Source organism: Virgibacillus necropolis (assembly GCF_044793635.1).
In the GTDB taxonomy this organism is placed as follows: domain Bacteria; phylum Bacillota; class Bacilli; order Bacillales; family Amphibacillaceae; genus Virgibacillus_F; species Virgibacillus_F necropolis_A.
In genome coordinates this window covers 2,926,316-2,952,738 of the sequence record NZ_CP084992.1, presented here as the reverse complement: position 1 = coordinate 2,952,738, position 26,423 = coordinate 2,926,316, and the positions used below count along the sequence as shown (strand labels likewise).

Genomic DNA, 26,423 nt, shown 5'->3' with positions numbered 1-26,423 from the left:
AATATGCCATCAATATTTACAACATTTTATAGTTTAAAGCCCCTAATTGAAAAAGGCAATACTTTTTTGTGATTTTTTATTATTCCCAACTTAATTCTTTAATAATGGCCTTTTTCCATTGCAAAAAATCTTGTTTTAATAATAGATTTTTATCTCTAGGTCGCTCAAAAGGGATGGTAAATTCTCTTTTGACAGTTGCAGGGTTGGCTGCCAACACAATAATGCGGTCTGATAAATAAATCGCTTCCTCAATATTGTGAGTGACAAATAAGATGGAACGCTTATACGATTCCCAAATCGACAATAACCATTTTTGCATGTCCAGCCGAGTAAATTCATCCAGGGCAGAAAATGGTTCATCCAAACAAATTAGCGATTGTGGGCTTAATAAGCTTCGGATAAATGCTGCACGTTGCTTCATTCCGCCCGATAGTTCATGGGGATAAGCTTTCTCATAGCCTCCTAATCCTGCTCGTTCAATCATATCTAATGCATCCTGCTCATTCTTCTTACCACTGATTTCCGCACCAAGTAAAACATTTTGTAGTATTGTTCTCCACGGTAACAATGATGGTGCCTGCGGGGTATAACTAATTGCTCCCCTTTTTCCATTGATTAGGTCGCCGTCTAAATAAATATCACCCTCGTCAGGTACACTGATTCCACCAATCAAATGAAACAGAGTACTTTTTCCACTTCCAGATGGTCCTAATATGGAAACAAACTCCCCTTCGTTCACCGAAAACGTCACCTTGTCCAACACAGCTTTATTACCAAATGATTTGGATAACTTGTTAATTTGAAGTTTCCCCATGCTAACTCCCCTCTGGCTTCCATTTGACTAATTTTTTTTCCAACAACTTGATGCATGCAAAAAATAACAAGCTTATTGCCATGATTAAAAATATCGCTACAAACACTTGATCCGTCCGGAATGATGAGGAGGCAAGGGTCATATAAACGCCTATACCTTCACTTGCCCCAAGCCACTCAGCAATTACGGCTCCCATTACACTATAGGTTGCGGAAATTTTTAGTCCAGAAAAAACAGACGGCAAAGCGTGTGGCCATTCAAGTTTCCGAAAAATTTGGCTTCTTGTTGCACCAGCCATTTTCATATAATGCTTCATATCACGATCTGTTTGCGCAAATCCATCCAATGCCGATACAACAATTGGAAAGAAACAAACCAGTGTAATGATGATAACTTTTGGAAGCATCCCAAAACCAAACCAGATGACGAGTAACGGCGCTAGGACGATAATTGGAATGTTCTGCGACAAAATAATTAATGGGTAACATGCTTCTCTTACTAATGGAAGTAAATGTAGACAACTAGCAACTAAGATTCCTATAAGACAACCTATTGTGTATCCAACGATTGCTAAAATTATGGTAGCAATTAAATGGTGCTGATAGCTACTCCATCCTTCTATCCCAACCTGTACTATTTGTGATGGTGATGGGAGGAGCCAAGCAGGTATTTCAAATAGTTTACTTGAAAGCTCCCACAGGATAAATAAAAGGAGGAGAACCAAAGCAGGCCTCCAACCTTTTTGGATCATAGTGCGCATTAGCGGTACTTCTCCGTTAACTCATCCATTGATGCACCACTAGGTTTATAAAGCACTTTAACTTGTGAAATTATACTATCGCTTCCCAATTCAACCATCTTTTCGTTCATTTTTTCAATAACTGCAAAAAGCTCGGGAAGATCTCCCTGCATCGTGGTTTCAAGTGGATGCACTTCATATTTAATGCCAGACTCTTCAATTACCTCAATCGCTGCATCTACATATGGAATAACATCTTCCCCGTTTTTGGTTTTCGGTATTATTTGAATACTAACTAGTGAATTGCTCATCCTTACTCCTCCTCATTTTTAGGTAAAAATTCATTTGTAAATGCTGCCTTACTATTTAACTCTTTTTCTAACAAATCGTGTTCGTACATCCAACTTGCGTAGTTTTCCCATACATCAAGCTTTTGCACTCCCCATTGATCCGCGTCTGCTTGGTATTTTGGTGATAACCATTGTTGACTTGCTTTTACTAATTCCGCATCAATTTCTGGAACAGCATGAATCAATATTTCTGCGGCCTTATCTGGTTGGTCTATTGCAAATTCATATCCTTTTGAGACAGCTGCCATGAATTTTCGAGCAGTTTCTGGACTTTCCTCTATCATTTTTTCATTCGTTACAAGTACAGGTGTATAGTAATCCAGCTTCTTGGAGTAATCTGTTAGATACTGCATGTTTAATTCCACATCACGCAGCTCAGCCTCTATTCCTGTCCATCCATAGTAAATCCAAGCAAAATCAATATCGCGTTTAACCGCTGTAAAAAAGTCTGTATTTCCCATATTGACTATGTCGACCTTGTCTATATCCGCGCCTTCTTTTTTCATCAAGGAAGAAAGAATAGCCTCCTCAACAGGTGCTCCATATCCTCCGTAAGTTTTGCCTTCAAAATCCTTTAATGATTCGATACCCTTTTCTTTTGGGGAAGCGAATCCGGATGTATTATGCTGAATAACTGCTGCGATTGATACAATAGGCACATCCTGTACCCTAGCCTGTGTTACCCCTTCCTGATAACTCACACCGAAATCAGCTTTTCCTGAAGCGACCAATTGGTTTGCGCCAACTTCACCAGGCATAATAATCTCTACATCCAACCCTTGATTAGCAAAATAGCCTTTTTCCTGTGCGACATAAATACCTGTGTGATTGGTATTCGGCGTCCAATCAAGTACAATCGATACTTTCTGTAATTCTTGAGTGGTTGTGGTGTTACTTGATTCACTTTCCTTACTGCATGCTGCAAGAACAACAACACAGCACAGTACTAGTAATACTTTTTTCATGTTCCATTCCCCCTACTTTGTTTTTTGGCAGTTAAGAAAGCATAAATCCTTTCTTACTGCGTAAGTGCAACTAAGGCTTGGCGATAAGCCAAGTTTTCTAAGGAATGATCGGATTGTTCGTAAGCGTATGGGATTATGTATGATAAAAAAGAAAAAGCGCCATAGGAACAGTCCTAGGGCGCATACGAAAATATATTATCATTATCGTTTGAACATGTTCCCTACGCTGGTCTCAACCAGATCAGGTTCCAAGGGTCAGTATCTAACGGATACAATCTCAACCAGCATGCACTGGTCCCCCCACAACTTTAATTATTTAGTTGTCCTTGGATATCGTAACAGAATCGAATGGTTCTTGTCACCTATCCATTAGCTATTTTTTAATTCATCAGTCATTTGTTCGACTAATTCGGGTCTACCCTGAAATTGTGCTGGTGTATTTTGAAAAAGTCCGATGCGCCAAGTACCTTCTTGTTTAACAGCTACAAGTGTCTGGTGGGCGTTAAGGCTAGGTTCAAGTTCCTTCTTCCCTGGTGGAACCATACCAACTATTGCCCGCAGAATTCTTGTATTGGTATACAATTCTCTTTCACTTTTAACTTTCCATACAAAAGGTGGTGTAGGGTGCTCGTTGAAAATTGGACTGAGGTGTGAAAATATCTCTTCATTTCCAGCCGCTAAGCTCCCATCAAACCCAATCATCTCGCCACCTTCAGTGAACAACTCTGCCATTGCACTTGCATCACGATTGTTCCATGCCTCTATCAGGCGTTTATAAAGTGCATATACCTCATTTGATTCTGATGAAGTCATTTATTTACTTCCTCCCTCATTCCAAGCTTGGAGACCGCCTCGTACAGTTGTAACGTATCTAAAACCTCTTCTTTTCAGTTTGGCACTTGCCCTTTTCATTTGTCTATTGTTATCGCTGATTAGAATAACTTCATTACTTCTCTCTAGTTTTTGAATATTTACAGATAGCTCACTAAGTGGAATATTTTCAAATCCCCGTATATGTTCCCGATTGTATGCTTCAGATGAACGCACATCTATAAATTGCTTATCTTTTACTTTCAATTGATCACGTAATTCAGATGGTGTTTTATGTCTCACACCAACAACTGGCATGATTCTTTTTAACAACAGATAAAAAGCTAAAGCTAGGATAACAACTAAAATGTTTTCCAATTAAAAACAACTCCCCATTAAGATAGTTCACTAATAGGAAAATTACCTCAATTGATGTTGCTTGTCAATCATTAGACAAGTTATCAAAGTCTGATGATCACAAAGCTATACGTATTTAGACCGTTTATTTTCCGTTTGCTTAATCCAGTGGCGTATCCCTTTTCCCGCATATGGCTCATCGCTGAATCGTGGAATGATGTGTAAATGTGCATGCGGAATTGATTGACCACCAACTTCACCTGTGTTCCAACCCACACTATATCCATCTGGTGAATATGTATCATCAAGTAATTGTTTTGCTCTTTGCATCAATTCTTGTGTATCTTTCCATTCTTGTTCTGATAGATCAAAGACTGTTTGCGTATGATTTTTGGGTATGATCAAACCGCTTCCTTCCAAAACATTTTGTTCCGTTGGCTTTTGAATATAGTAACAAGAGTCATTTTCAAAAATAACTTCTTGTTCTTCATCATAAAATGGTCCGCAGAGTGGGCATTCCTGCTCGCTATTAATAATAATCACCTCTTCTTATTTATTTATTTTTATTATAACAATAGCTAAAACCCTTGTCATGTTTGGGTTTCAAGCTATTAAAATACGCTCAACAAATGTATTTATCAAACTTTTTTCTTTAAAATGTTGCCCTTTATAAATTAACATGCTATACTAAGGTTAATTATTGTTGTTCGGTAGTAAATTAAGGATTGCAGAACCAACTTTATAGTGATTCTCGTCTTGAATTATGATGAAGAGCAAGAATAGTAATAACGTGCAATGTGCACATGGAGGAATTTTTAATGAATAACGGTACAGTAAAATGGTTTAACGCAGACAAAGGTTTCGGTTTCATCGAAGTTGAAGGCGGAGACGACGTATTCGTACACTTCTCAGCAATCCAAGGCGAAGGATTCAAAACTTTAGAAGAAGGTCAAGCAGTAACTTTCGAAGTTGAAGAAGGAAACCGCGGACCACAAGCTACTAACGTTAACAAAGCGTAAGTAACTGATCCCTAACTTATATAAAAACACTTCTCATTTTGTGAGAAGTGTTTTTTTGCTTAGGAAAGAATGTATAAAATATTAACATTGATTATTTTGGTCACCATGTAGGGCCACGTCCAGCTCCAGCGCCCAGTGACTATTGGATTTCCTTTACCTCCTTACGATAAGTCAACATCGGTTCGCTTACGGCTCACCGTGTTTCCTTTATCTCAAAAGAAAGAAGTTCAATTAAAACCGCCACTTTGCGTGGCAACATCGAACTACCCACGTTGCGCGGGCACAATCCATACGTCACTAAACGGGCGCTTGCGCTTTTGTTCTTTATTTTAATAATCCTCCAAAAAACGTCCCCATTAACCTGCTATATCCCTTTTATTATATCCAATAATGCCTGCGAACGTCATCACAATCGCAATAATTGTAAGCACAGTAACCTTTATCAAATCCATATCTTCAACAGGGATTTGTGGCACATGTTCGAAGACAGAAAGGCCATTCATCCATTTTGGGAAATCGAGTAATCGGCCAAGATAAACGACGATAAAGCTGTAGACCACGTAGAGCCAGACAAATCCCGTTAATTTCGGAATTAGGCCAATCAGTAAAACAGCGAGACCAACTACTATCCACATAGCAGGTAAATAAACAAGAGCTGATCCGAATGTTGTACCAAATGTTAATGCATCCTCCATTACTGTAACACTAGCAGACCATAAACCAATAGCAACAAGTGACTGCATGATAAAGCTAACCAGAATCGCTAAGATGGAATAACTACCTAGAAGATGTGTACGTGATACAGCACGACTAAAGAAATGTTCCGTACGATTTTTATTCTCTTCACCTTTTAATTTTAATACAATCATCACGGCTGGGATTGTGCTAATCAACGACATAATTGCCATAAGTAATACGATAAACTGTTCAGTCATCGTGTAGCCAGATTCTTCTGTTAAAAAGGCTTGCATAAACTCAATATCAGCAAAATACGTTTCCAAGTCTCCTAAAATTGAACCAAATGAGGCAGCTAATGCAAACATACCAATTGCCCATGCAATAATAGTAATTCGTTGCAGTCTTAAAATTAGACCAAATGGCGTTTGTAATAAAGGCGAGGCGTGCATTCTCCCACCTTTGACTGGTATAAAACCTGCATCGAGATCACGAATCGAACTTAAATATAAAGCCACGATTGTACTTACTAAGCAAAGAGCTAATGGTAGAAAAACTGTCCACCAACTATTCCCTGCAAATACATCTGTCCTGACTGCCCAACCAAGGGGCGATAGATACGAAAGTGTCTCATTACTAACATCCCCAATTGCGCGAACAAGGTAAGCCACAATTAAAACTGCAAAGGAGAGCATTGTGGTACCTCTTGAAGTTTCTGCGAGTTGAGCAACTATAACGGTAAAGCCTGCGAATACCAAACCAGTTGACCCTAGGATAGAACCGTACAAGAACGAACCTTCGACATGCACCCCTTCAATCCCTAATGCAACTAATCCAATCCCTGTTAAAAGAGCTAAGAGCACATTTGTAACAATCAAAACGATCATAGTAGCACTTACATAAGATAAGCGGCCAACAGGAAGCGCACGAACCATTTCAGTGCGACCATCTTCTTCATCCGCTCGAGTACTCTGTGCGACAAGTAAAATACTCATAATGGCCACTGCAATTGCCGTAAAAAGTAACATTTCATTAGCAAATAAGGTACCAATTGAATTTAAATATTCCTCTCCCACATATCCCGGACCAACCATCGCTATCATAGCTGGATTATCCATAGTAACGGAAAATGCATGTATCGCTTGTTCGTCTTTGTACATACCTGGATATGCTGCAGCAGCTGCTAAAGTTACTACTATCAGTCCAAGTAGCCAAACCAGAATTTTGAATCGTTGTTGGCGAAAGATTAACCTTGTTAATTTGGCCGTCCCTTTGAATAAATGAGTATACATTACACCGAACCCCCCACTCCAGAATCAGGGTCCTCCGTTACTTGATAATGCCTCATAAATAGATCCTCTAAAGTAGGTGGCGCACTTTCCAGTTTCACAATCCCAAATTGACTGACATGTTTTATAACAGCATCTAATTCTTCCATATCTACCTGGAATGAAAGCAACTGATCTTTTTCTTCAACGTTATGAACACCTTTTAATTTGCTAAAAGAGGTTATCGGCTGTTTCGTTTCTACAACAAGATTTGTACGTGTTAAATGGCGCAACTCACTTAAAGAACCTGTTTCTATAATTTTACCTTGGCGAATAATACCTACTCTGTCGCATAATTTTTCAACTTCAGATAATATATGACTGGAAAGCAAAACACTTTTCCCAGCATTTTTCGCATCTATTACACATCCCTGGAATACTTGTTCCATTAATGGATCAAGTCCTGAAGTAGGCTCATCTAAAATATAAAGGTCTGCATCCGAACAAAATGCAGCAACTAATGCGACTTTTTGCCGGTTTCCTTTTGAATAAGTCCTGCATTTCTTTGTCGGGTCTAATTCAAACTTCTTAATCAGTTCTTCGCGCCGACTTTTATTATTTCCACCGCGCAATTTCACAAATAGATCGATAACTTCCCCGCCTGTTAAGTTCGGCCATAGGTTTACATCTCCAGGTACATATGCAATCCGCTTGTGAATGTTAACAGCATCTGTCCATACATTCTTGCCGAAAATTTCTGCTTTACCATCTGTTGCCTTTAAAATACCTAGCAGTACACGTATAGTTGTTGACTTTCCAGCTCCGTTAGGGCCAATGAAACCGTATACTTCCCCTTTATTCACTTCGATGTTAACACCATCTAATGCAGTGAATTTACCAAACCTTTTGGTTAAGTTCGTTGTCTTTATTACACTCATTTTTCTCCCCCTCTATTTTGGGTACTTATTCAATACCCGATAAACAATGCAGTTTTACTCCCGTTTACCTTTTTATTTTTCCGGAAAATAGAAATTGGATTTGTCGTGTAAGTTGATCTAAAAATTGTTCATATGTCATCTTTTCATCATAAATAAATAGCATAGATTGCAACATTGCCACTCCATAGATAGCGTTCGCTGCCTCCTCAGGGTTAGTTGGAACTAGAAAACAATCGGAATGTTTCTCGATTATTTGTTTTATCCATCCAATCATTTCTGCGTCAAGGCCAAACATACCCTTTCGCAGATGCAAGCTATCCTCAACTTCCCCCGTTATTACATGCATAATCTCCCGCCAAAATGATTTCGTATAATGATTAAAGAATTCCGTTAAAGGCATCATCAGTTGCATAATTTCCTCAACTAACTGGCCACTGTGATTAGCGATCTCTAGCTGATTATCGTTTTGAATTTGTTCGATATCATCAAAAAATATGGTAAGAAGAATTGCTCCCTTAGAAGAAAAGTAATTATAAATTGTGCCTGTTCCAACTTCAGCGTCCTTAGCAATTTCAGCCATAGAAGAATTCTGAAATCCTTTTTCCGCGAATATCCTTTTTGCTGACTGTATAATATTTTTTTGATTTTGTTTCTTTTTCTTTTCGCGTAAACCGGACATGTAAAACAACTCCTGTAAAAGTGAATTGGTTCATTTATGAATATATTCACACTTTAATTGAATTACTATATGTTGTCAAATAACTATTGTAATTGATAGCTATTTACTTTTTCCCAGTGTCTTAGCGTTGAGTTTGCGACATCAATTTCTGTTGCTATTTCCCCTATGGTGTACCATTCCTTTTATTCGAGCGGAAAGGCGTTCAAGTACGTGATGCGCTTGTTCGATTCTACGCTTTTCATTATGTATTGCCGGACTGCCAGAGGCACAAAAAAATAACCTAAAACCAAAGGACTTTTCTTTTAACACACCAGGAGGCCAATGTGAAAAATTGTCAGGGGCTTGAACATGCATTTCTTACCTGATTTGGAGGTACAATGTATGGTTTGTCACGGAAATAGATTTAAAGAAAACATTTTGAAAATCACTTACAAAGGGAAATCCATCACTTATATTCTCGATATGCCATTGATGAAAGTTTGTCAGTTTTTCAAAATCAAAAAAAATAGCACCTATTATTCATCTCTTATGTGGGATTGGTCTAGGTTATTTAAAATGGGGACAATCTGTTACAACATTATCGGTGGTGAAGGACAACGTCTGAAACTAGCGAAGGAACTGTACAAGCAAAAAGGAAACCATACACTCTACTTATTAGACGAACCATTAACAGGGCTACACCCAACGGATGTAAAACAGCTTCTCCTGCTTCTAAATAGACTGGTAGAGGCAGGAAAATACTGTAATGGTGTTGAATATAATAGTGATTTGACTCGTGAATTGGATTGGATAATCGACCTAGGACCAGAAGGTGGAGACGCAGGTGGTGAAATTATTGCAGAAGGAACACCTGAAGAAATTGTTACTGTACAAGCCTCTCACACTGGCGCTTATCTGGAATTAAAGTAAAGTAGTTTGTTTATAAAATTCACAATACGTGGGGGGAGAGTATCATTCTACTCCCACCCACAGTGAATCAGATAATCTGCGTCCAAAAGGATCTACCATTTATGAATTAGTTTGACAAAGTTACCTTATAAAATTTTATCGATAATCCCATAATCCTTCGCTTCTTGTGCTGACATGAAATAATCCCGGTCTGTATCTTTCTCGACGCTTTCTAAGGATTGCCCAGTCCGTTCAGAAATAATTTCATTCAGATGCCTACGCAACCGAATAATACGCCGGGCGCTGATTTCAAGATCACTCGCCTGACCCTTTGCCCCGCCAAGTGGCTGATGAATCATTACTTCACTATTTGGTAAAGCGAGACGTTTTCCCTTCGCACCTGCTACAAGCAGCATCGCGCCGAAAGAAGCAGCCATTCCAGTACAAATTGTTTGGACATCAGGTTTGATAAACTGCATCGTATCATAGATGGCAAAACCCGCTGAGGTCGAACCACCTGGACTGTTAATGTATAAAGAAATATCCTTATCAGCATCTTCCGCTGCAAGAAATAGCAATTGCGCCACAATGCTGTTAGCCACATCATCATTAATCTCTGAACCAAGAAAAATAACTCGATCCTTTAGTAACCGCGAATAAATATCATATGAACGTTCTCCTCGATTCGTTTGTTCCACTACATACGGAATAACATTAGACATCATAATACTCCTTCCTATGCCGCAACGGAACTATCGCTCTCAAGCTCTTCTAATCGTGATAACAAAGTGGCTATTTCTACCTGATAAAAAGGAATGAACAATGTTCGTCCTTTTTTCATTGAAATCGTGACCAGAATATAGGTCAAGCCACTACCAGCAATAGGCTGAACCACAGAACACGGATTAGAACTTAGAGAACGCAGTCCCGCCATTCGCGGCTCAATCATTTCATTTTGATACAGACGAACAATGGTGGATGGATCTCCATTGTGCAATGCAGTCACATAAGTCAATGTCTTCTCTTCTTCCGGATAGAAAATCGGACTATCATAGGTGATTGGTCTCAACCTTTTCCTTGCACGATGGAGTGCTGCTTTAACAGCACCTTCACTGGAATCGATCATGAGCGAAATTTCTTTAGCGGTGTAACCAAACGCTTCAGTAAGCATCACTGTAGTTCGCTGTTTTGGCGTTAGTTCACGCAGCATAACCTCCATCACCTTAATTGTTGCATCCGACAATACGTTCTCTTCCTGCTTGAAATCAGATAAATCCGGATTCATTACTTCTGCTAGTTTTCGTTTACGGTAGCCATCAATCCGCGTATTAGAAGCAATGCGAAACAAAAAAGCTTTGGCAATTGGTTTCTGCTTTTTTAACCAATCATTATACGCCTTTTCCAGCGTCTCTTGCATTAAATCATCGCCGTCCCATGTAGATTTTGACAGCGAAGCGCAATAATTTCGTAAATCATGCATATAAGGCTGAATAAGATTCTCAAATTCCTTATTCATTTCAATATCAATGGGAGTGCTTTTAACAAGCGGCCGCATGTTTTCCCTCCTCTATTTTCACCTTCACTTAACTAAACGAAAAACGATGTATAAAAGATACGGTTATACCAAAAGTTTTACTTTATATATCCTTCGTTAACTATATTATGATTAAAAAACATTTTCATCTATATACACTTGCATATTTTTATCATCAACATTTTGTTGTAGAATAGAGTGTGGTTTTGAAATTACGGACAAAGAGGTGAAATGAAAAGTGAATGGTACAGCACATGCGGCAATAGGAGCAGCAACAGGGTTTATCGTTGCGAACACGTTTCATACCACCCCTTCTACGACTCTATTTCTAGTTGGATTAGGAAGTGTTTCAGGATTAATCCCCGACCTCGATATTGATGGGGAGCTTCGTGGGAAAATCACCTTATCGCATAAAATGATTCAGAAAGTTGCTCAGTTGATTGGAATTCTGATGGTCTTTTATAGTTTTTATGAGGGAGCGAATAGCGAGAAATACATTGGTATAGGAATCGGATTGGGGATGATTGTCCTATCGTCGTCGATTAAACAAAAGCATATGTTAAGCATCACAGGAGTCGGTATATTAGCGGGAGGTCTCTCCCTACAAGAAACCTGGTTTATATTACTCGGGATATATATTTTAATAGCATCTTTTGTTTCTCACCGCAGCTACACCCATTCGATAGTAGGGGTTATTTTCTTCGGAATCATCGCCTCCAAATTAGAAGTGTCTCTTGGGATAGAAGGCATTTACTACACCTGCCTCGCTGGATACATGAGTCATTTGATTGCAGATAGTAAACTGCTGCCGTTTAATAAACGAGGAGTTAAGCTATTTTTACCAGTATCATCAAAAGAAATATAAGAAACCAACATGGCTATGTTTACCGTAGCCATTCTACATTAGAATCATATATTCACAAAAATTCTTTAATCAAAAAAATGACCATCAAATTTTCACACAAAAATTTGATGGTCATTTTCCTTTTTCAATTGATACAAGAAAACTTTTTAACTTACATAAATGTGTCTGTCAAATTAGTAACGATTTGCTTCTTACGTGAAACTACACCTTTTAATATTGCACGATTATTTTCAAGTTTTACGTCAAATGCTTTTTCCACGTTAGCTTTAGCTTGACCGAGTGCGATTACTTCTGAATCGTTGTTTAGTATATCAGTCACAACAAACAAGAATAGATCCAACTTTTTATCTGCAACGGTAGCATTGATTTCATTTTCTAATTCCGTTTGAAGTTCTAACACTTTACTAGTGTCAACTGCATTTACTTGCGCGATTTCAACTTTAGATCCATTCATTTCGAATTCTTTTGCATCCATTGTAATTAAATCTGTGATTGACTTATCACTTAGGTCTGCCCCAGCTTGTAGCATTGCAAGCCCATACTCTTCCAAATTAATGCCAGCAATTTCTGCTAACGCATGCGCTGCATCTACATCTTCCTGTGTGCATGTCGGGGATTTCAACAATAATGAATCAGAAATAATTGCTGAAACCAATAATCCCGCGATTTCTTTTGTGATTTCCACATTATTTTCTTCGTACATTTTCTTTAAAATTGTTGCTGTACATCCAACAGGCTCTACACGAAAATAAAGTGGCTCTATTGTTTCGAAGTTAGCAATTCTGTGATGATCAATTACTTCCACGATTCTTACATCCTTGATATTATCAACACTTTGTTGGAATTCATTATGGTCAACTAAAATTACGTCTTCAACATCTGAAGGAACATGCTCAATTAATTGTGGTTGTTCCACTTTAAAATGGTCCAATGCGTATTGCGTTTCTTTATTAACCTCACCAAGACGAACAGCTTCTGTATCTTGTCCAAGTTTATTTTTCAAATTTGATGCTGCAAGTGCTGCAGTGATTGTATCTGTATCTGGATTTTTGTGTCCAAAAATAAATGTTTTAGCCATCGTACCTCTCCCCTATCCATTATAAATAAATTTAATATCCTTCCTATTTATATCAATTTTCGACACGAATTGCAAAAGAAAAATTGCCCTGCTGTTTAAAACGGAATAAAAGAAGGAATTGGACAATAACAATTTTCTACAAGGATCAGGGCTGGTTGTTATACCATGTAATAATGGAACTTCTTATTTCTTCATCCTGAACTTCACGTACCCCAAAACCATGAATATCGATAACTCGAACAAATTCATTTGATCCGTATTCTAATTTCACAACACAATAACCCTCTTCATTTGATGGTGTAATATCAATGATTGTTTCATTTTGATAGTACTGTTCAATTTTCTCACGGTCTTCCCCTGGTAAAAACCAATCGTTTGGATCAGTAGGTATTGCTTCCACCAACTCTTCTTCTTGATCTAATTCTTCCACATTCATTTTCGAATTTATTCGTTGCAATAATTGAATGTTTTCTGCAAAGCCAATAAACAGCATTCCTATCGTTATGCCGCCAATTGACCATGCAAAAAATATGCCCCAGCTAAATGTATCTACATAGTCAGATACTTGAATTGCACACAGGATTCCGCCCAATATACCAACAGTGATCTGAGCAATTCCAATAATGAATAATATTTTTGCTATGATATTTTCATACATATGACCATGCCTCCTTGTTTTTATTATGACACAATTAACTAAAAACGTTATAGTTATATTAGAATAAACAAGAAAAGGAATTTTTACTATGAAAAAAGTAGTCATAATTGGTGGCGGAATATTAGGGGCATCTACTGCTTACCATCTAGCTAAAAGTAGTGCTGAAGTTATAATGATTGATCGAAAGGATTCAGGAAAAGCTACTGAGGCAGCTGCTGGTATTATTTGCCCTTGGCTATCACAACGAAGAAATCAAAAGTGGTACCAATTAGCAAAGGGCGGTGCCGGAATCTATCCTGAATTGATTGAATCCTTGAAGAAGGATAGTGAAAATGATACAGGCTACGATCGCGTTGGTGCATTAAGCATCCATACATCCACTGAAAAATTAGAAGCAATGGAAAAAAGAGCATTGAAAAGACGTATAGATGCTCCTGAAATTGGTGACATAACATTACTTGACCATGGTCAGGCTAAGGAACTGTTTCCACTTTTGAATGATGATTATCAAGCTGTTCATGTTAGTGGTGCAGCTAGAGTTGATGGACGAAAACTGTGTAAAGCTTTAATAAATGGCGCAAAAAAGCATGGAGCAACTATTCTGCAAGGGGACGCATCTATTATTCAACATGGAAATACAATTACAGGGGTACAAGTTGCTGGCGAAAAAATAACTGCAGATACCTTTATCGCCACAAACGGGGTCTGGATGCCAGAACTATTGAAGCCTATTGGAATTAATATGGAAGTTACAAGCCAAAAAGCACAGCTGATGCATGTGCAGCTACCACATATCAATTCATCCCATTGGCCGGTCATTATGCCGCCAACGAATCAATATATGTTAACACTGGCAGATAACCGGATTGTTCTCGGTGCGACACATGAAGATAATGCAGGGTTCGATACTCGAGTAACAGCAGGTGGTGTTCACGAGATTCTATCAAAAGCACTTGACATCACACCTGCTTTATCACAAAGCACACTGTTAGAAACCCGAGTTGGATTCCGACCATTCACACCAGGGTTCCTGCCTGTTTTTGGACCGATACCAGGCTATAAAGGGCTGATTGTTGGTAACGGGTTAGGCGCCTCCGGACTTACAATGGGACCGTATATTGGTAAACAGCTTGCAAATATTGCCCTCAATCAATCAACAGATATAAATTTAGAAGATTATTCCGTTTCACAAGCATTAAAATAAAACCCGAAATGGCTCATTGCCATTTCGGGTTTTATCTATTTTATAATTAATACAGGACAATTAACACGTTTTGCTACTTTATGGCTTACACTGCCCAAGATAAATGTTTGTAGATTATTAAGTCCTCTACTTCCAATCACGACACAATCATATTCGCCTTCATTCGCGAATGCCACGATAGTAGGACCTGCTTCACCGTGAAGCACTTCAACATCGTATACAACTCCTGATCGATGAAGTAATTCCTCTACAGGATGGATTTTTTCTCTACGACTTTTTTCAATCTCATGTTTATCAGCATGGTGTAGTATATCTGATTTCGATGTTTGCCCGTCTACAACGTATATCACTTTAATCGTACCCTCAAACTTTTGAGCAAGTTCAATTGCATGATTCGTTGACCGTAAAGCGTGTTCAGAACCATCTGTCGCCAGTAAGATGTTTTTAAACAAAAGCTACACCTCTCCCAAAGTATATTAGTGTCCAGAAGCCTTTGATAAACCACCAATTTGATTTTTGAGTTGCTTACTATCTTCATTTAAGCCTGAATAGGTTACGTGAATTCCTTGTTGTTCGAATTTCATTTCAATTTTATCTAATGCCCCAATAGCGGAGTCATCCCATAGATGCGCATGGGTCAAATTAATTTCTACTTCTTTTACTATATCATGATAGTTAAATTTCTTTGGAAAATCAGTTACTGATGCAAAAAATAATTGACCATTCACATAGTAAATACGTTTTGCCCCATCAGAAACTAATTCATCTGTTACTTTCACCTTGGAAATTTTTGCTGCAAAAAAGATTGCACTTAATAATACGCCAGCAAGAACACCTTGTGATAAGTCATGTGTATATAATACAATGCTTACAGTAGCCACCATAACTACCGCATCTGTTCTAGGCAACTTATGCAAGTTCCTAAGTGATGACCAATCAAACGTACCGATTGAAACCATAAACATAACCCCAACTAACACTGCCATCGGAATTTGCACAACAACACTTCCCAATACGATAATCAAAAACATTAAAAATGCTCCAGCAACAAAGGTGGATAACCTACCTCTTCCACCAGACTTAACATTAATGACGGATTGACCAATCATCGCACAGCCAGCCATACCTCCGAAGCAACCCGCTACAACATTCGCAATCCCTTGACCGCGACTTTCTCTATTCTTATCCCCTTCAGTATCTGTCATATCGTCAACAATACTTGAAGTTAAAAGCGTTTCTAGTAAACCTACAATCGCAAGTGCAAATGAATATGGAAAAATAATCATAAACGTTTCAAATGTTAACGGGATTGATGGAAGTAGAAATACTGGTAATTGTGATGATAGATTACCTAAATCTCCTACCGTTTTAATATCTAATCCGCCAAATACTGTGATTAACGTAATAATAATTATTGCAACTAGTGTTGACGGAACTGCTTTTGTGATTCTAGGAAACAAATAAATGATTACTAGAGTTAGCGCAACGAGCGCATACATAACCCATGTTTCTCCAACAAAATGTTGTAGTTGTGCCATAAAAATCAAAATAGCTAATGCATTGACGAAACCTACCATCACCGAACGTGGTACGAATTTCATAACCCTTGCTAACTTAAACACACCAAACAATATTTGAATAACACCTGTTAAAATCGTAGCTGCCAATAAATACTGTAATCCGTGTTCCGCAATAAGTGTTACCATCAATAACGCCATTGCACCGGTGGCTGCCGAGATCATTGCAGGACGACCACCTACTATGGATATAACAATCGCGATACAAAACGAAGCATATAAACCTACCATTGGGTCAACACCAGCGATAATGGAGAATGCTATCGCTTCTGGAATGAGTGCCATAGCAACTACCATACCAGAAAGGATGTCTCCTTTGACGTTCCCAAACCATTCCTTCTTTAATTGTTCTATATTCAAATCTATGCCTCTTTCTATTTTAATTTTTTTCAAGCTTTCTATAAAGCTTAATCCGCAAACAACCCATGTATCATACCACATATAGTCATGTAAAGGAAACAGCATGTAAGCGTATTAATTGATCATATACTCCTATTTACTCTATTATACTGACTTATTCTACTCCATGTAAAAATCCGGGATAGCTACTAGAAAGCTATCCCGGATTTTTCAGATTTACTTATTCTATGCAGATCGATTTTGACTTTTTATATCCTGCTTTTCCAAGAAATTAATAAGTGTACTTATTTTCAAATAGAAATACTGGAATAACGGGCTTTGAATAAACGTGAATAGAAAAGTGAAAATAAACACAGGTCCACCTAATAGTAAACCAATAACTAGTACACTAGTTTCAGTGATAATCCTTACTCGCCGTATAGGAGCTCCAGTTTTGTCAGATATGGACAGCATAAAGCCATCGCGTGGCCCTGAACCAACACCTGCCGCATTATACGTTCCCCCGCCAAATCCCATAAGTACTATACCTGTTAAAAGTATTACTATATCTATCCATGTATGTGATGCATTTGGTAAAAAATCCAACCATAGAAATAAATCGACAAATAAACCCACAAGTAACGCATTTATAAATGTACCTAACTTAATATAGCGCTTATCAAGAATGTAGGATACTACCACTAAAAAGATCCCACATGCAATATTCCATGTTCCAATAGTAAACCCATATTTTTCAAATAGGCCCACATTGAGTACGTCCCATGGATGAATACCTAAATGTTGTACATTAATTGTTATTGAGATACCAAGGCTGAAAAACATTAATCCAATAACAAAAAACGCCCAACGTAAAACATAATGCATATGCATCCTTCTTTCTAATCACAATACATTTATATTGCAGGATGTTGTTTAAATATGCAAGTGGGAATACTATTTTAGGCTAGTTCATTTCGGTAATTTTACGTTCAAGGTTTGGACCTCCACAAAAGAACAAAAGCGCAAGCGCCCGTTAAGCGACGTATGGATTGGACTGAACCGTATGAGATAAAGGAAACACGGTAAGCGTAAGCGAACCGATGTTGACTTATCGTAAGGAGGTAAAGGAAATCCAATAGTCGCTGGGCGCTGGAGCTGGACGTGGCCCTACATGGTGACCAAAATAATCAATGTTACTATTTTATACATTCTTTACTTGCAAAAAAAGTCAATGCTTTGATTGTAACAAAGCATTGACTTTATAGGTTTTACTTTCATTTCTACGATACCAGTGGCCGGGATCGAACCGGCACTCCCAGAAGGAACATGATTTTGAGTCATGCGCGTCTGCCAATTCCGCCACACTGGCATAATTATAAAGTATAATATTGGAGGCGGCAACCGGATTTGAACCGGTGATAAAGGTGTTGCAGACCTGTGCCTTACCACTTGGCTATGCCGCCATATTAGAAGTCATGGAGCGGAAGACGGGATTCGAACCCGCGACCCCCACCTTGGCAAGGTGATGTTCTACCACTGAACTACTTCCGCAAAATGGCTGGGCTACCAGGATTCGAACCTGGGAATGACAGGATCAAAACCTGCTGCCTTACCGCTTGGCTATAGCCCAATATTAATATCAAATATATTAAAAAGGGGCGACCGGTGGGGATCGAACCCACGCGTGCCGGAACCACAATCCGGTGCGTTAACCACTTCGCCACGATCGCCATAATTAAAATGGCAGGGGTAGCAGGACTCGAACCCACATTGACGGTTTTGGAGACCGTAGTTCTACCGTTGAACTATACCCCTACATAGGTATTAAATTAATGGTGGAGGGGGGCAGATTCGAACTGCCGAACCCTGAGGGAGCGGATTTACAGTCCGCCGCGTTTAGCCACTTCGCTACCCCTCCATTAAAAGGTAAATCATTAAATGCAAAAATGGTGGCTCAGGACGGAATCGAACCGCCGACACAAGGATTTTCAGTCCTTTGCTCTACCGACTGAGCTACTGAGCCTTCATTTAAAATAGTGTATAAAAACTTTATGAAAATGGCGGTCCGGACGGGACTCGAACCCGCGACCTCCTGCGTGACAGGCAGGCATTCTAACCAACTGAACTACCGGACCAACTTATGTAAGTTTACTTTAAAAATTAATTGGTTGCGGGGGCAGGATTTGAACCTACGACCTCTGGGTTATGAGCCCAACGAGCTACCAGACTGCTCCACCCCGCGATATGAGAAAGTATTAAATTAAATGGTGGAGGATGCAGGGCTCGAACCTGCGACCCCCTGCTTGTAAGGCAGGTGCTCTCCCAGCTGAGCTAATCCTCCAAGTAAGTGGTGACCCGTACGGGATTCGAACCCGTGATACCGCCGTGAAAGGGCGGTGTCTTAACCACTTGACCAACGGGCCAGAAATTATATAAATAGTGGCGGAGAGCGAGGGATTCGAACCCTCGAGACCACGTTAGCGGTCTACACGATTTCCAATCGTGCTCCTTCGGCCACTCGGACAGCTCTCCATGGCTCCACAGGTAGGATTCGAACCTACGACCGATCGGTTAACAGCCGATAGCTCTACCACTGAGCTACTGTGGAATAATCAGATGTGAATATCATTTAAGTATAATCCGATTCGATCTGCTCGTCACCGTTCATTGCATGACCTCACTAATTTCGTTCGGCCAAGCTACTGTGGTATGGATTGTGCCTGGCGGCGTCCTACTCTTGCAGGGACAAAGTCCCAACTACCATCGGCGCTGGAGAGCTTAACTACTGTGTTCGGCATGGGAACAGGTGTGACTTCTCCGCTATTACTACCAGACCTTTTTTAATAAGGACAAGATATATTATATGTGTTCTTGCTTCAAAATGCAAGTACTTTTTTTATTTTGTACCCTAAAAACTAAATAAGAGCGCTATAGACACGTACATCATAATTTGTTAGTTAAGTCCTCGATCGATTAGTATTCGTCAGCTCCACGTGTCACCACGCTTCCACCTCGAACCTATCAACCTCATCGTCTCTGAGGGATCTTACTCACTCGAAGTGATGGGAAGTCTCATCTTGAGGGGGGCTTCATGCTTAGATGCTTTCAGCACTTATCCTTTCCACACGTAGCTACCCAGCTATGCTCCTGGCGGAACAACTGGTACACCAGCGGTGTGTCCATCCCGGTCCTCTCGTACTAAGGACAGCTCCTCTCAAACTTCCAACGCCCACGACGGATAGGGACCGAACTGTCTCACGACGTTCTGAACCCAGCTCGCGTACCGCTTTAATGGGCGAACAGCCCAACCCTTGGGACCGACTACAGCCCCAGGATGCGATGAGCCGACATCGAGGTGCCAAACCTCCCCGTCGATGTGAACTCTTGGGGGAGATAAGCCTGTTATCCCCGGGGTAGCTTTTATCCGTTGAGCGATGGCCCTTCCATGCGGAACCACCGGATCACTAAGCCCGACTTTCGTCCCTGCTCGACTTGTAGGTCTCGCAGTCAAGCTCCCTTATGCCTTTACACTCTGCGAATGATTTCCAACCATTCTGAGGGAACCTTTGGGCGCCTCCGTTACTCTTTGGGAGGCGACCGCCCCAGTCAAACTGCCCGCCTGACACTGTCTCCGAACCGGATTACGGTCCTGGGTTAGAATGTCCGTACAGCCAGGGTGGTATCCCACGGATGCCTCCACCGAAGCTAGCGCTCCGGTTTCTAAGGCTCCCACCTATCCTGTACAAGCTGTACCAACATTCAATATCAGGCTACAGTAAAGCTCCACGGGGTCTTTCCGTCCTGTCGCGGGTAATGCGCATCTTCACGCATAGTATAATTTCACCGGGTCTCTCGTTGAGACAGTGCCCAAGTCGTTGCACCTTTCGTGCGGGTCGGAACTTACCCGACAAGGAATTTCGCTACCTTAGGACCGTTATAGTTACGGCCGCCGTTTACTGGGGCTTCGGTTCTAAGCTTCGCACCCGAAGGTGCTAACCTTTCCCCTTAACCTTCCAGCACCGGGCAGGTGTCAGCCCCTATACTTCGCCTTTCGGCTTCGCAGAGACCTGTGTTTTTGCTAAACAGTCGCTTGGGCCTATTCACTGCGGCTCCTCCTTAAAAGGAGCACCCCTTCTCCCGAAGTTACGGGGTCATTTTGCCGAGTTCCTTAACGAGAGTTCTCCCGATCACCTTAGGATACTCTCCTCGCCTACCTGTGTCGGTTTGCGGTACGGGCACCTATGAACTCACTAGAGGCTTTTCTTGGCAGTGTGAAATCCAGAACTTCGGTACTATAGTTCCCTCCCCATCACAGCTCAGAATTGTTGGACGGATTTGCCAATCCAACTCCCTTGCTGCTTGGGCGCACATTTCCAATCGTGCGCATTCCTTATCCTACTGCGTCCCCCCATCGCTCAAACATTCATGAGGTGGTACAGGAATATCTACCTGTTGTCCATCGCCTACGCCTTTCGGCCTCGGCTTAGGTCCCGACTAACCCTGAGCGGACGAGCCTTCCTCAGGAAACCTTAGGCTTTCGGTGAAAGAGATTCTCACTCTTTTTTCGCTACTCATACCGGCATTCTCACTTCGAAGCGCTCCACCAGTCCTCACGGTCTGACTTCACAGCACTTCGAACGCTCTCCTACCATTGTTCTAAGAACAATCCGCAGCTTCGGTGATACGTTTAGCCCCGGTACATTTTCGGCGCAGAGTCACTCGACCAGTGAGCTATTACGCACTCTTTAAATGGTGGCTGCTTCTAAGCCAACATCCTGGTTGTCTGGGCAACTCCACATCCTTTTCCACTTAACGTATACTTTGGGACCTTAGCTGGCGGTCTGGGCTGTTTCCCTTTCGACTATGAACCTTATCACCCATAGTCTGACTCCCAACTTAACGTAGCTGGCATTCGGAGTTTGACTGAATTCGGTAACCCGGTGAGGGCCCCTAGTCCAATCAGTGCTCTACCTCCAGTACGCATATGTTGAGGCTAGCCCTAAAGCTATTTCGGAGAGAACCAGCTATCTCCGTGTTCGATTGGCATTTCACCCCTACCCACACCTCATCCCCGCATTTTTCAACATACGTGGGTTCGGGCCTCCAGTCAGTGTTACCTGACCTTCACCCTGGACATGGGTAGATCACACGGTTTCGGGTCTACGACCGCATACTATTTCGCCCTATTCAGACTCGCTTTCGCTGCGGCTCCGTGTCTTCCACTTAACCTCGCATACGATCGTAACTCGCCGGTCCATTCTACAAAAGGTACGCCGTCACCCATTAACGGGCTTCGACTACTTGTAAGCGCACGGTTTCAGGATCTATTTCACTCCCCTTCCGGGGTGCTTTTCACCTTTCCCTCACGGTACTGGTTCACTATCGGTCACTAGGGAGTATTTAGCCTTGGGAGATGGTCCTCCCGGATTCCGACGGGATTTCTCGTGTCCCGCCGTACTCAGGATACACTCCGGAGGAAACTCTTTTTCGATTACAGGGCTCTTACCCGCTATGGCTGATCGTTCCAGATCGATTCGTCTAAAGAATTTCTTTGTAACTCCAAAGGAGTGTCCTACAACCCCAGAAAGCAAGCTTTCTGGTTTGGGCTGATTCCGTTTCGCTCGCCGCTACTCAGGAAATCGCATTTGCTTTCTCTTCCTCCGGGTACTGAGATGTTTCAGTTCCCCGGGTCTGCCTCACATACCCTATGTATTCAGATATGCGTACTGCTCCATTACGAACAGTGGGTTTCCCCATTCGGAAATCCTCGGATCGAAGTTTACTTACAACTCCCCGAGGCATATCGGTGTTAGTCCCGTCCTTCGTCGGCTCCTAGTGCCAAGGCATCCACCGTGCGCCCTTCTTCACTTAACTATCTTTATGATTAAGAACTTACGTTTTTGATGTCGTTGTCTATCTTGCTCTTATTTAGTTTTCAAGGTACAAAAAGAGAGATTCGCATCCCTCAAAACTGAACAAACAACCTTATATGTCAAGGCCTACCAATGGCAGGTCTTATCGATGACGACAAGCGTCACCGATCTTCCGTTAAACAGTACGGCTTCAGCTACGAATAGCTTCTGCTTTCTGTTTTTCCTTAGAAAGGAGGTGATCCAGCCGCACCTTCCGATACGGCTACCTTGTTACGACTTCACCCCAATCATTGGCCCCACCTTCGGCGGCTGGCTCCATAAAGGTTACCTCACCGACTTCGGGTGTTGCCAACTCTCGTGGTGTGACGGGCGGTGTGTACAAGGCCCGGGAACGTATTCACCGCGGCATGCTGATCCGCGATTACTAGCGATTCCGGCTTCATGTAGGCGAGTTGCAGCCTACAATCCGAACTGAGAATGGTTTTATGGGATTTGCTACACCTCGCGGCTTCGCTTCCCTTTGTTCCATCCATTGTAGCACGTGTGTAGCCCAGGTCATAAGGGGCATGATGATTTGACGTCATCCCCACCTTCCTCCGGTTTGTCACCGGCAGTCACCTTAGAGTGCCCAACTAAATGCTGGCAACTAAGATCAAGGGTTGCGCTCGTTGCGGGACTTAACCCAACATCTCACGACACGAGCTGACGACAACCATGCACCACCTGTCACTCTGTCCCCGAAGGGAACACGATATCTCTATCGCTATCAGAGGATGTCAAGACCTGGTAAGGTTCTTCGCGTTGCTTCGAATTAAACCACATGCTCCACCGCTTGTGCGGGCCCCCGTCAATTCTTTTGAGTTTCAGCCTTGCGGCCGTACTCCCCAGGCGGAGTGCTTAATGCGTTAACTTCAGCACTAAGGGGCGGAAACCCCCTAACACCTAGCACTCATCGTTTACGGCGTGGACTACCAGGGTATCTAATCCTGTTCGCTCCCCACGCTTTCGCTCCTCAGCGTCAGTTACAGACCAGAGAGTCGCCTTCGCCACTGGTGTTCCTCCACATCTCTACGCATTTCACCGCTACACGTGGAATTCCACTCTCCTCTTCTGTACTCAAGTCCTCCAGTTTCCAATGACCCTCCACGGTTAAGCCGTGGGCTTTCACATCAGACTTAAAAGACCGCCTGCGAGCGCTTTACGCCCAATAATTCCGGACAACGCTTGCCCCCTACGTATTACCGCGGCTGCTGGCACGTAGTTAGCCGGGGCTTTCTGGTTAGGTACCGTCAAGGCACCGCCCTATTCGAACGGTACTTGTTCTTCCCTAACAACAGAGTTTTACGATCCGAAAACCTTCATCACTCACGCGGCGTTGCTCCGTCAGACTTTCGTCCATTGCGGAAGATTCCCTACTGCTGCCTCCCGTAGGAGTCTGGGCCGTGTCTCAGTCCCAGTGTGGCCGATCACCCTCTCAGGTCGGCTACGCATCGTCGCCTTGGTAGGCCATTACCCCACCAACTAGCTAATGCGCCGCGGGCCCATCTGTAAGTGACAGCAAAAGCCGCCTTTCAACTTTCTACCATGTGATAAAAAGTATTATTCGGTATTAGCTCCGGTTTCCCGGGGTTATCCCAATCTTACAGGTAGGTTGCCCACGTGTTACTCACCCGTCCGCCGCTCGTTCCACAAGCTCACGCCCCGAAGGGCGATTGCTTGTTTCCCGCGCTCGACTTGCATGTATTAGGCACGCCGCCAGCGTTCGTCCTGAGCCAAGATCAAACTCTCCAAAAAAGTTTGAATAGAATCAACACCAATCGATTCTATCAATTGTCTTAGCTTTGTTTCGTTACTTGACATACTTGGTTGTTTGTTCAGTTTTCAAGGAGCAAATTTATCGCGCCGCTTCAAAACAGCGACTCTAATAGATTACCATAATCATTGTTATAATGTCAACAAGAAATTTGTTAATCTTTATTTTTTTGTTGCCGTGTTCATCACGCTTTTTTGCAACAGAATTAACTTTACCATGCTCAAATGAAGAAGTCAAACCTATTTTTAATGAAAAAGTTATTTCTACATAATCACACTAATCAAACTCACTGTAAAACAGCCACACACTAACGATTTACATCATTTACAATTTATTACTTTTATTACATAGTAGCCCACACCAAACGTATTGGATGTAGGCTACTATGAATTTATTCAGCACTGTTTACCATATATTTCCTTTGATAAACACCAACACCTTTTGTTTCTACACGTTCGGTTTTAATAATATTTTTCTCGGATAAATAAGAAACAATTGCTGTAAGATCTAGTCCATACGGTACAAGCGATGGATGAGTCTTCAATTCACTATATGACCAACTTCCTTCTCTTTCACTCATTATATCAAGCAAATGTTTTGCGGAATATCTCGCACGATTGCTAATTACGAAATCAATTGCCAGTATCATCAATTGAACACGTTTTTCAATTTCCTCACTGCTTTGAATTAATTCTTCATATAACTTATACACTTCCGGATCAATTTGTCGTACCTGCTTCCAAACAGTTACCTCTGGATGAAAGCCTTTTTCAATGACAGCTAGCCGTGCTAAATAATGTAGCGAATGTAGCATCCTACTATATGAATCCTTATAATGCATTGTTTCATACAAATCTTTCGCTTCACTGTAACTTCTCACTAATTTGCCAAATTCAATTGCTTTACGTAAATCGCGCTTAATAGATGGAAAACTTCTTAGCTGTTCCTTTAAGCTACTAATATACTCGTTTCGATCAAATATAACTTTTCCATATATAACCCACTCAACTGCACGGCGGTATGTACTTGTATCAATCCATTGCATTAATAAGTCTTCCCTTACCACATGCAGGGCAGCGATTTTATCATCAAACTCATAATGTTTTACATGCCACGGCTGATCTTCATTATCTACAATGATTAATAAGATAACATCAAAATTATCCGTTAGTGGGCTGTTAGGCCTCGTTTTTTCTATTAATAGAATACCTAAAGTATCTAGGTCACTAGCTCGCTCTTGATAAATAGGTCGTAATAAATCCTCCATTGAATGAACTCCTCCAATTTCGTTTATACTCTACTATTCGATATGGCATATTAAAATTCCTCTTTAGTCACAAAAAATTCATGAAGAACTTAACTTAACGCTAAGTTCTAATGACAAAAGCCTTCGCTGTTCTTATTACTGAGTTCCTTATAGTTTTTTATACTCCATCCATACAAGAAGATATGCTATACTGTTTCTGCACTGAAGTAATTATAAAAATTTCAAATGAAACAGTATAGGAAGAAACTCGTCATCACTATTAGATAAGTTGAATGACGAGTTGTTCTACAAAGATTTAAGGAGGATTGACATGGCACAGTTGGTCTATTCAAGTAAAATTAATAAAATTCGCTCCTTCGCATTGTTTTTAATCTTTGGAGGTTTCGGGTTTATGTATCTTGGAATCTTTACAAAGGATATTGGATGGCTGATGGCGATATTTTTCATAATTGGTATCCTATGTGTTATCTTTAGCACCGTCGTTTATTTTTGGATTGGCATGTTATCGACAAAGGCAATTGCTATTATTTGTCCAAACTGCGAAAAGCCAACTAAGATGCTGGGCAAAGTTGATGCGTGTATGCACTGTAAACAACCGCTCACACTAGACAAAGATTTAGAGGGTAAAGAGTTTGATGAAAAATATAACTCAGGTAAACACCGCCGTGAATTTAATAAAAAAGTTAAAAGCAAAAAAGATTAAACCCGTCACC

Annotated in this window: 24 protein-coding genes, 14 tRNA genes, 3 rRNA genes and 1 riboswitch; of the genes, 5 read left to right on the top strand and 36 right to left on the bottom strand. The window is 41.1% G+C overall.

The genetic code is table 11. The features are described from left to right. Positions 1-79: 79 nt before the first annotated feature. From LG329_RS14390 to LG329_RS14360, 7 genes are all read right to left on the bottom strand, one after another. Positions 80-814, bottom strand: a complete 735-nt coding sequence (locus LG329_RS14390; protein ID WP_404451502.1) for an ABC transporter ATP-binding protein — start codon at positions 812-814, stop codon at positions 80-82. Between the two features lies 1 nt (position 815). Next, the gene (locus LG329_RS14385; RefSeq protein ID WP_404451501.1) at positions 816-1,574 is read right to left on the bottom strand and encodes an ABC transporter permease; all 759 of its coding nucleotides are present in this window, start codon (positions 1,572-1,574) and stop codon (positions 816-818) included. Next, positions 1,574-1,864 (bottom strand): MTH1187 family thiamine-binding protein, encoded by a 291-nt coding sequence (locus tag LG329_RS14380; protein WP_404451499.1) that lies wholly within the window; start codon positions 1,862-1,864, stop codon positions 1,574-1,576. The genes LG329_RS14385 and LG329_RS14380 overlap by 1 nt, the downstream gene beginning before the upstream one ends. Positions 1,865-1,866: 2 nt before the next feature. Next, positions 1,867-2,868: an ABC transporter substrate-binding protein gene (locus LG329_RS14375; RefSeq protein ID WP_404451498.1), complete on the bottom strand. Its 1,002-nt coding sequence runs from the start codon at positions 2,866-2,868 to the stop codon at positions 1,867-1,869. Positions 2,869-3,069: 201 nt separating this feature from the next. Next, positions 3,070-3,180: riboswitch (TPP riboswitch) on the bottom strand. Positions 3,181-3,237: 57 nt separating this feature from the next. After that, on the bottom strand, positions 3,238-3,681 hold the full coding sequence (locus LG329_RS14370; RefSeq protein WP_404451497.1) for an SgcJ/EcaC family oxidoreductase: 444 nt from the start codon (positions 3,679-3,681) through the stop codon (positions 3,238-3,240). Next, complete coding sequence (locus LG329_RS14365; RefSeq protein ID WP_404451496.1) at positions 3,682-4,056, bottom strand: rhodanese-like domain-containing protein; 375 nt, start codon at positions 4,054-4,056, stop codon at positions 3,682-3,684. A 105-nt stretch (positions 4,057-4,161) separates the two neighbouring features. After that, a complete protein-coding gene (locus LG329_RS14360; protein WP_404451495.1) occupies positions 4,162-4,578 on the bottom strand; it encodes an HIT family protein in 417 nt (138 codons plus the stop codon). Positions 4,579-4,853: 275 nt separating this feature from the next. Between LG329_RS14360 and LG329_RS14355 the strand changes: the two genes are divergently transcribed. Further along, on the top strand, positions 4,854-5,054 hold the full coding sequence (locus LG329_RS14355) for a cold-shock protein (RefSeq protein WP_089533783.1): 201 nt from the start codon (positions 4,854-4,856) through the stop codon (positions 5,052-5,054). Positions 5,055-5,410: 356 nt separating this feature from the next. Here the strand turns inward: LG329_RS14355 and LG329_RS14350 are convergent, their stop codons facing one another. From LG329_RS14350 to LG329_RS14335, 4 genes are all read right to left on the bottom strand, one after another. After that, positions 5,411-7,021, bottom strand: coding sequence for an ABC transporter permease (locus LG329_RS14350; protein WP_404451494.1), 1,611 nt, complete (start codon positions 7,019-7,021; stop codon positions 5,411-5,413). After that, a complete protein-coding gene (locus LG329_RS14345) occupies positions 7,021-7,935 on the bottom strand; it encodes an ATP-binding cassette domain-containing protein (protein WP_404451493.1) in 915 nt (304 codons plus the stop codon). Before LG329_RS14345 ends, LG329_RS14350 begins: the two co-directional genes overlap by 1 nt. Positions 7,936-7,999: 64 nt before the next feature. Then, positions 8,000-8,614, bottom strand: coding sequence for a TetR/AcrR family transcriptional regulator (locus LG329_RS14340; RefSeq protein ID WP_404451491.1), 615 nt, complete (start codon positions 8,612-8,614; stop codon positions 8,000-8,002). 83 nt (positions 8,615-8,697) lie between these two features. Further along, positions 8,698-8,760, bottom strand: coding sequence for a hypothetical protein (locus LG329_RS14335; protein WP_404456691.1), 63 nt, complete (start codon positions 8,758-8,760; stop codon positions 8,698-8,700). Positions 8,761-8,995: 235 nt separating this feature from the next. Here LG329_RS14335 and LG329_RS14330 point away from each other — a divergent pair, with 235 nt between their 5' ends. Beyond that, positions 8,996-9,523, top strand: a complete 528-nt coding sequence (locus tag LG329_RS14330) for a hypothetical protein (protein ID WP_404451490.1) — start codon at positions 8,996-8,998, stop codon at positions 9,521-9,523. A gap of 125 nt (positions 9,524-9,648) precedes the next feature. On the opposite strand, the gene clpP is transcribed toward LG329_RS14330, so the two are convergent. Both clpP and LG329_RS14320 read right to left on the bottom strand, forming a co-directional pair. Then, positions 9,649-10,224 (bottom strand): ATP-dependent Clp endopeptidase proteolytic subunit ClpP, encoded by a 576-nt coding sequence (gene clpP, locus LG329_RS14325; protein ID WP_404451489.1) that lies wholly within the window; start codon positions 10,222-10,224, stop codon positions 9,649-9,651. A 14-nt stretch (positions 10,225-10,238) separates the two neighbouring features. Then, positions 10,239-11,057 (bottom strand): RNA polymerase sigma factor, encoded by an 819-nt coding sequence (locus LG329_RS14320; RefSeq protein WP_404451487.1) that lies wholly within the window; start codon positions 11,055-11,057, stop codon positions 10,239-10,241. 217 nt (positions 11,058-11,274) lie between these two features. Here LG329_RS14320 and LG329_RS14315 point away from each other — a divergent pair, with 217 nt between their 5' ends. After that, entirely contained in the window at positions 11,275-11,901 is a 627-nt protein-coding gene (locus LG329_RS14315; RefSeq protein WP_404451486.1) for a metal-dependent hydrolase, read from the top strand. A 151-nt stretch (positions 11,902-12,052) separates the two neighbouring features. On the opposite strand, the gene LG329_RS14310 is transcribed toward LG329_RS14315, so the two are convergent. Together LG329_RS14310 and LG329_RS14305 are read right to left on the bottom strand one after the other, a co-directional pair. Beyond that, positions 12,053-12,979, bottom strand: coding sequence for a manganese-dependent inorganic pyrophosphatase (locus LG329_RS14310; RefSeq protein ID WP_404451485.1), 927 nt, complete (start codon positions 12,977-12,979; stop codon positions 12,053-12,055). Between the two features lie 145 nt (positions 12,980-13,124). Then, a complete protein-coding gene (locus tag LG329_RS14305) occupies positions 13,125-13,637 on the bottom strand; it encodes a hypothetical protein (protein ID WP_404451484.1) in 513 nt (170 codons plus the stop codon). An 88-nt stretch (positions 13,638-13,725) separates the two neighbouring features. Here LG329_RS14305 and LG329_RS14300 point away from each other — a divergent pair, with 88 nt between their 5' ends. Beyond that, positions 13,726-14,841, top strand: a complete 1,116-nt coding sequence (locus LG329_RS14300; RefSeq protein ID WP_404451483.1) for an NAD(P)/FAD-dependent oxidoreductase — start codon at positions 13,726-13,728, stop codon at positions 14,839-14,841. 35 nt (positions 14,842-14,876) lie between these two features. Here LG329_RS14300 and LG329_RS14295 read toward each other — a convergent pair whose 3' ends face one another. The 21 genes from LG329_RS14295 to LG329_RS14195 form a co-directional block, all read right to left on the bottom strand. Next, the gene (locus LG329_RS14295; protein WP_404451482.1) at positions 14,877-15,293 is read right to left on the bottom strand and encodes a universal stress protein; all 417 of its coding nucleotides are present in this window, start codon (positions 15,291-15,293) and stop codon (positions 14,877-14,879) included. Positions 15,294-15,317: 24 nt separating this feature from the next. Next, positions 15,318-16,778 carry a SulP family inorganic anion transporter gene (locus tag LG329_RS14290; RefSeq protein ID WP_404451481.1) on the bottom strand — a complete coding sequence of 487 codons (1,461 nt, stop codon included), beginning with the start codon at positions 16,776-16,778 and terminating at the stop codon, positions 15,318-15,320. A gap of 225 nt (positions 16,779-17,003) precedes the next feature. Then, positions 17,004-17,642, bottom strand: a complete 639-nt coding sequence (locus tag LG329_RS14285) for a YitT family protein (protein WP_404451480.1) — start codon at positions 17,640-17,642, stop codon at positions 17,004-17,006. Positions 17,643-18,043: 401 nt separating this feature from the next. Further along, positions 18,044-18,126 (bottom strand) — tRNA-Leu (locus LG329_RS14280). Between the two features lie 20 nt (positions 18,127-18,146). Then, positions 18,147-18,220: transfer RNA gene (locus tag LG329_RS14275), tRNA-Cys, on the bottom strand. Positions 18,221-18,233: 13 nt separating this feature from the next. After that, a tRNA-Gly gene (locus LG329_RS14270) sits at positions 18,234-18,308 on the bottom strand. A 4-nt stretch (positions 18,309-18,312) separates the two neighbouring features. Then, a tRNA-Gln gene (locus LG329_RS14265) sits at positions 18,313-18,387 on the bottom strand. Between the two features lie 27 nt (positions 18,388-18,414). Continuing rightward, positions 18,415-18,487 (bottom strand) — tRNA-His (locus tag LG329_RS14260). 11 nt (positions 18,488-18,498) lie between these two features. Continuing rightward, positions 18,499-18,572 (bottom strand) — tRNA-Trp (locus tag LG329_RS14255). Between the two features lie 18 nt (positions 18,573-18,590). Next, a tRNA-Tyr gene (locus LG329_RS14250) sits at positions 18,591-18,675 on the bottom strand. Between the two features lie 29 nt (positions 18,676-18,704). Next, positions 18,705-18,780: transfer RNA gene (locus LG329_RS14245), tRNA-Phe, on the bottom strand. A gap of 35 nt (positions 18,781-18,815) precedes the next feature. Next, positions 18,816-18,892, bottom strand: a tRNA-Asp gene (locus LG329_RS14240). A 30-nt stretch (positions 18,893-18,922) separates the two neighbouring features. After that, a tRNA-Met gene (locus tag LG329_RS14235) sits at positions 18,923-18,999 on the bottom strand. A gap of 23 nt (positions 19,000-19,022) precedes the next feature. Further along, a tRNA-Val gene (locus LG329_RS14230) sits at positions 19,023-19,098 on the bottom strand. A 7-nt stretch (positions 19,099-19,105) separates the two neighbouring features. Beyond that, positions 19,106-19,180, bottom strand: a tRNA-Glu gene (locus tag LG329_RS14225). Between the two features lie 17 nt (positions 19,181-19,197). After that, positions 19,198-19,289 (bottom strand) — tRNA-Ser (locus tag LG329_RS14220). Position 19,290: 1 nt separating this feature from the next. Further along, positions 19,291-19,365 (bottom strand) — tRNA-Asn (locus LG329_RS14215). 110 nt (positions 19,366-19,475) lie between these two features. Further along, positions 19,476-19,591 (bottom strand): 5S ribosomal RNA (gene rrf / locus LG329_RS14210). A 119-nt stretch (positions 19,592-19,710) separates the two neighbouring features. Continuing rightward, a 23S ribosomal RNA gene (locus tag LG329_RS14205) occupies positions 19,711-22,631 on the bottom strand. A 227-nt stretch (positions 22,632-22,858) separates the two neighbouring features. After that, positions 22,859-24,424, bottom strand: a 16S ribosomal RNA gene (locus tag LG329_RS14200). The 16S, 23S and 5S rRNA genes sit together here with 14 tRNA genes alongside, the layout of an rRNA operon. Before the next feature lie 410 nt (positions 24,425-24,834). After that, positions 24,835-25,710, bottom strand: a complete 876-nt coding sequence (locus LG329_RS14195) for a nucleotidyltransferase-like protein (RefSeq protein ID WP_404451479.1) — start codon at positions 25,708-25,710, stop codon at positions 24,835-24,837. Positions 25,711-26,020: 310 nt separating this feature from the next. Here LG329_RS14195 and LG329_RS14190 point away from each other — a divergent pair, with 310 nt between their 5' ends. Then, a complete protein-coding gene (locus LG329_RS14190) occupies positions 26,021-26,413 on the top strand; it encodes a YgzB family protein (protein WP_404451478.1) in 393 nt (130 codons plus the stop codon). The last annotated feature ends 10 nt before the right edge of the window (positions 26,414-26,423 follow it).

Bases quoted from the DNA above. Each gene is read 5' to 3' on its own strand.
- LG329_RS14380 (WP_404451499.1), bottom strand. From the start codon at position 1,864: ATGAGCAATTCACTAGTTAGTATTCAAATAATACCGAAAACCAAAAAC.
- LG329_RS14345 (WP_404451493.1), bottom strand. From the start codon at position 7,935: ATGAGTGTAATAAAGACAACGAACTTAACCAAAAGGTTTGGTAAATTC.
- LG329_RS14350 (WP_404451494.1), bottom strand. From the start codon at position 7,021: ATGTATACTCATTTATTCAAAGGGACGGCCAAATTAACAAGGTTAATC.
- LG329_RS14285 (WP_404451480.1), bottom strand. From the start codon at position 17,642: ATGCATTATGTTTTACGTTGGGCGTTTTTTGTTATTGGATTAATGTTT.
- LG329_RS14305 (WP_404451484.1), bottom strand. From the start codon at position 13,637: ATGTATGAAAATATCATAGCAAAAATATTATTCATTATTGGAATTGCT.
- LG329_RS14330 (WP_404451490.1), top strand. From the start codon at position 8,996: ATGGTTTGTCACGGAAATAGATTTAAAGAAAACATTTTGAAAATCACT.
- LG329_RS14300 (WP_404451483.1), top strand. From the start codon at position 13,726: ATGAAAAAAGTAGTCATAATTGGTGGCGGAATATTAGGGGCATCTACT.
- LG329_RS14355 (WP_089533783.1), top strand. From the start codon at position 4,854: ATGAATAACGGTACAGTAAAATGGTTTAACGCAGACAAAGGTTTCGGT.
- LG329_RS14195 (WP_404451479.1), bottom strand. From the start codon at position 25,710: ATGGAGGATTTATTACGACCTATTTATCAAGAGCGAGCTAGTGACCTA.
- LG329_RS14340 (WP_404451491.1), bottom strand. From the start codon at position 8,614: ATGTCCGGTTTACGCGAAAAGAAAAAGAAACAAAATCAAAAAAATATT.
- LG329_RS14390 (WP_404451502.1), bottom strand. From the start codon at position 814: ATGGGGAAACTTCAAATTAACAAGTTATCCAAATCATTTGGTAATAAA.
- LG329_RS14310 (WP_404451485.1), bottom strand. From the start codon at position 12,979: ATGGCTAAAACATTTATTTTTGGACACAAAAATCCAGATACAGATACA.
- LG329_RS14320 (WP_404451487.1), bottom strand. From the start codon at position 11,057: ATGCGGCCGCTTGTTAAAAGCACTCCCATTGATATTGAAATGAATAAG.
- clpP (WP_404451489.1), bottom strand. From the start codon at position 10,224: ATGTCTAATGTTATTCCGTATGTAGTGGAACAAACGAATCGAGGAGAA.
- LG329_RS14190 (WP_404451478.1), top strand. From the start codon at position 26,021: ATGGCACAGTTGGTCTATTCAAGTAAAATTAATAAAATTCGCTCCTTC.
- LG329_RS14385 (WP_404451501.1), bottom strand. From the start codon at position 1,574: ATGCGCACTATGATCCAAAAAGGTTGGAGGCCTGCTTTGGTTCTCCTC.
- LG329_RS14375 (WP_404451498.1), bottom strand. From the start codon at position 2,868: ATGAAAAAAGTATTACTAGTACTGTGCTGTGTTGTTGTTCTTGCAGCA.
- LG329_RS14370 (WP_404451497.1), bottom strand. From the start codon at position 3,681: ATGACTTCATCAGAATCAAATGAGGTATATGCACTTTATAAACGCCTG.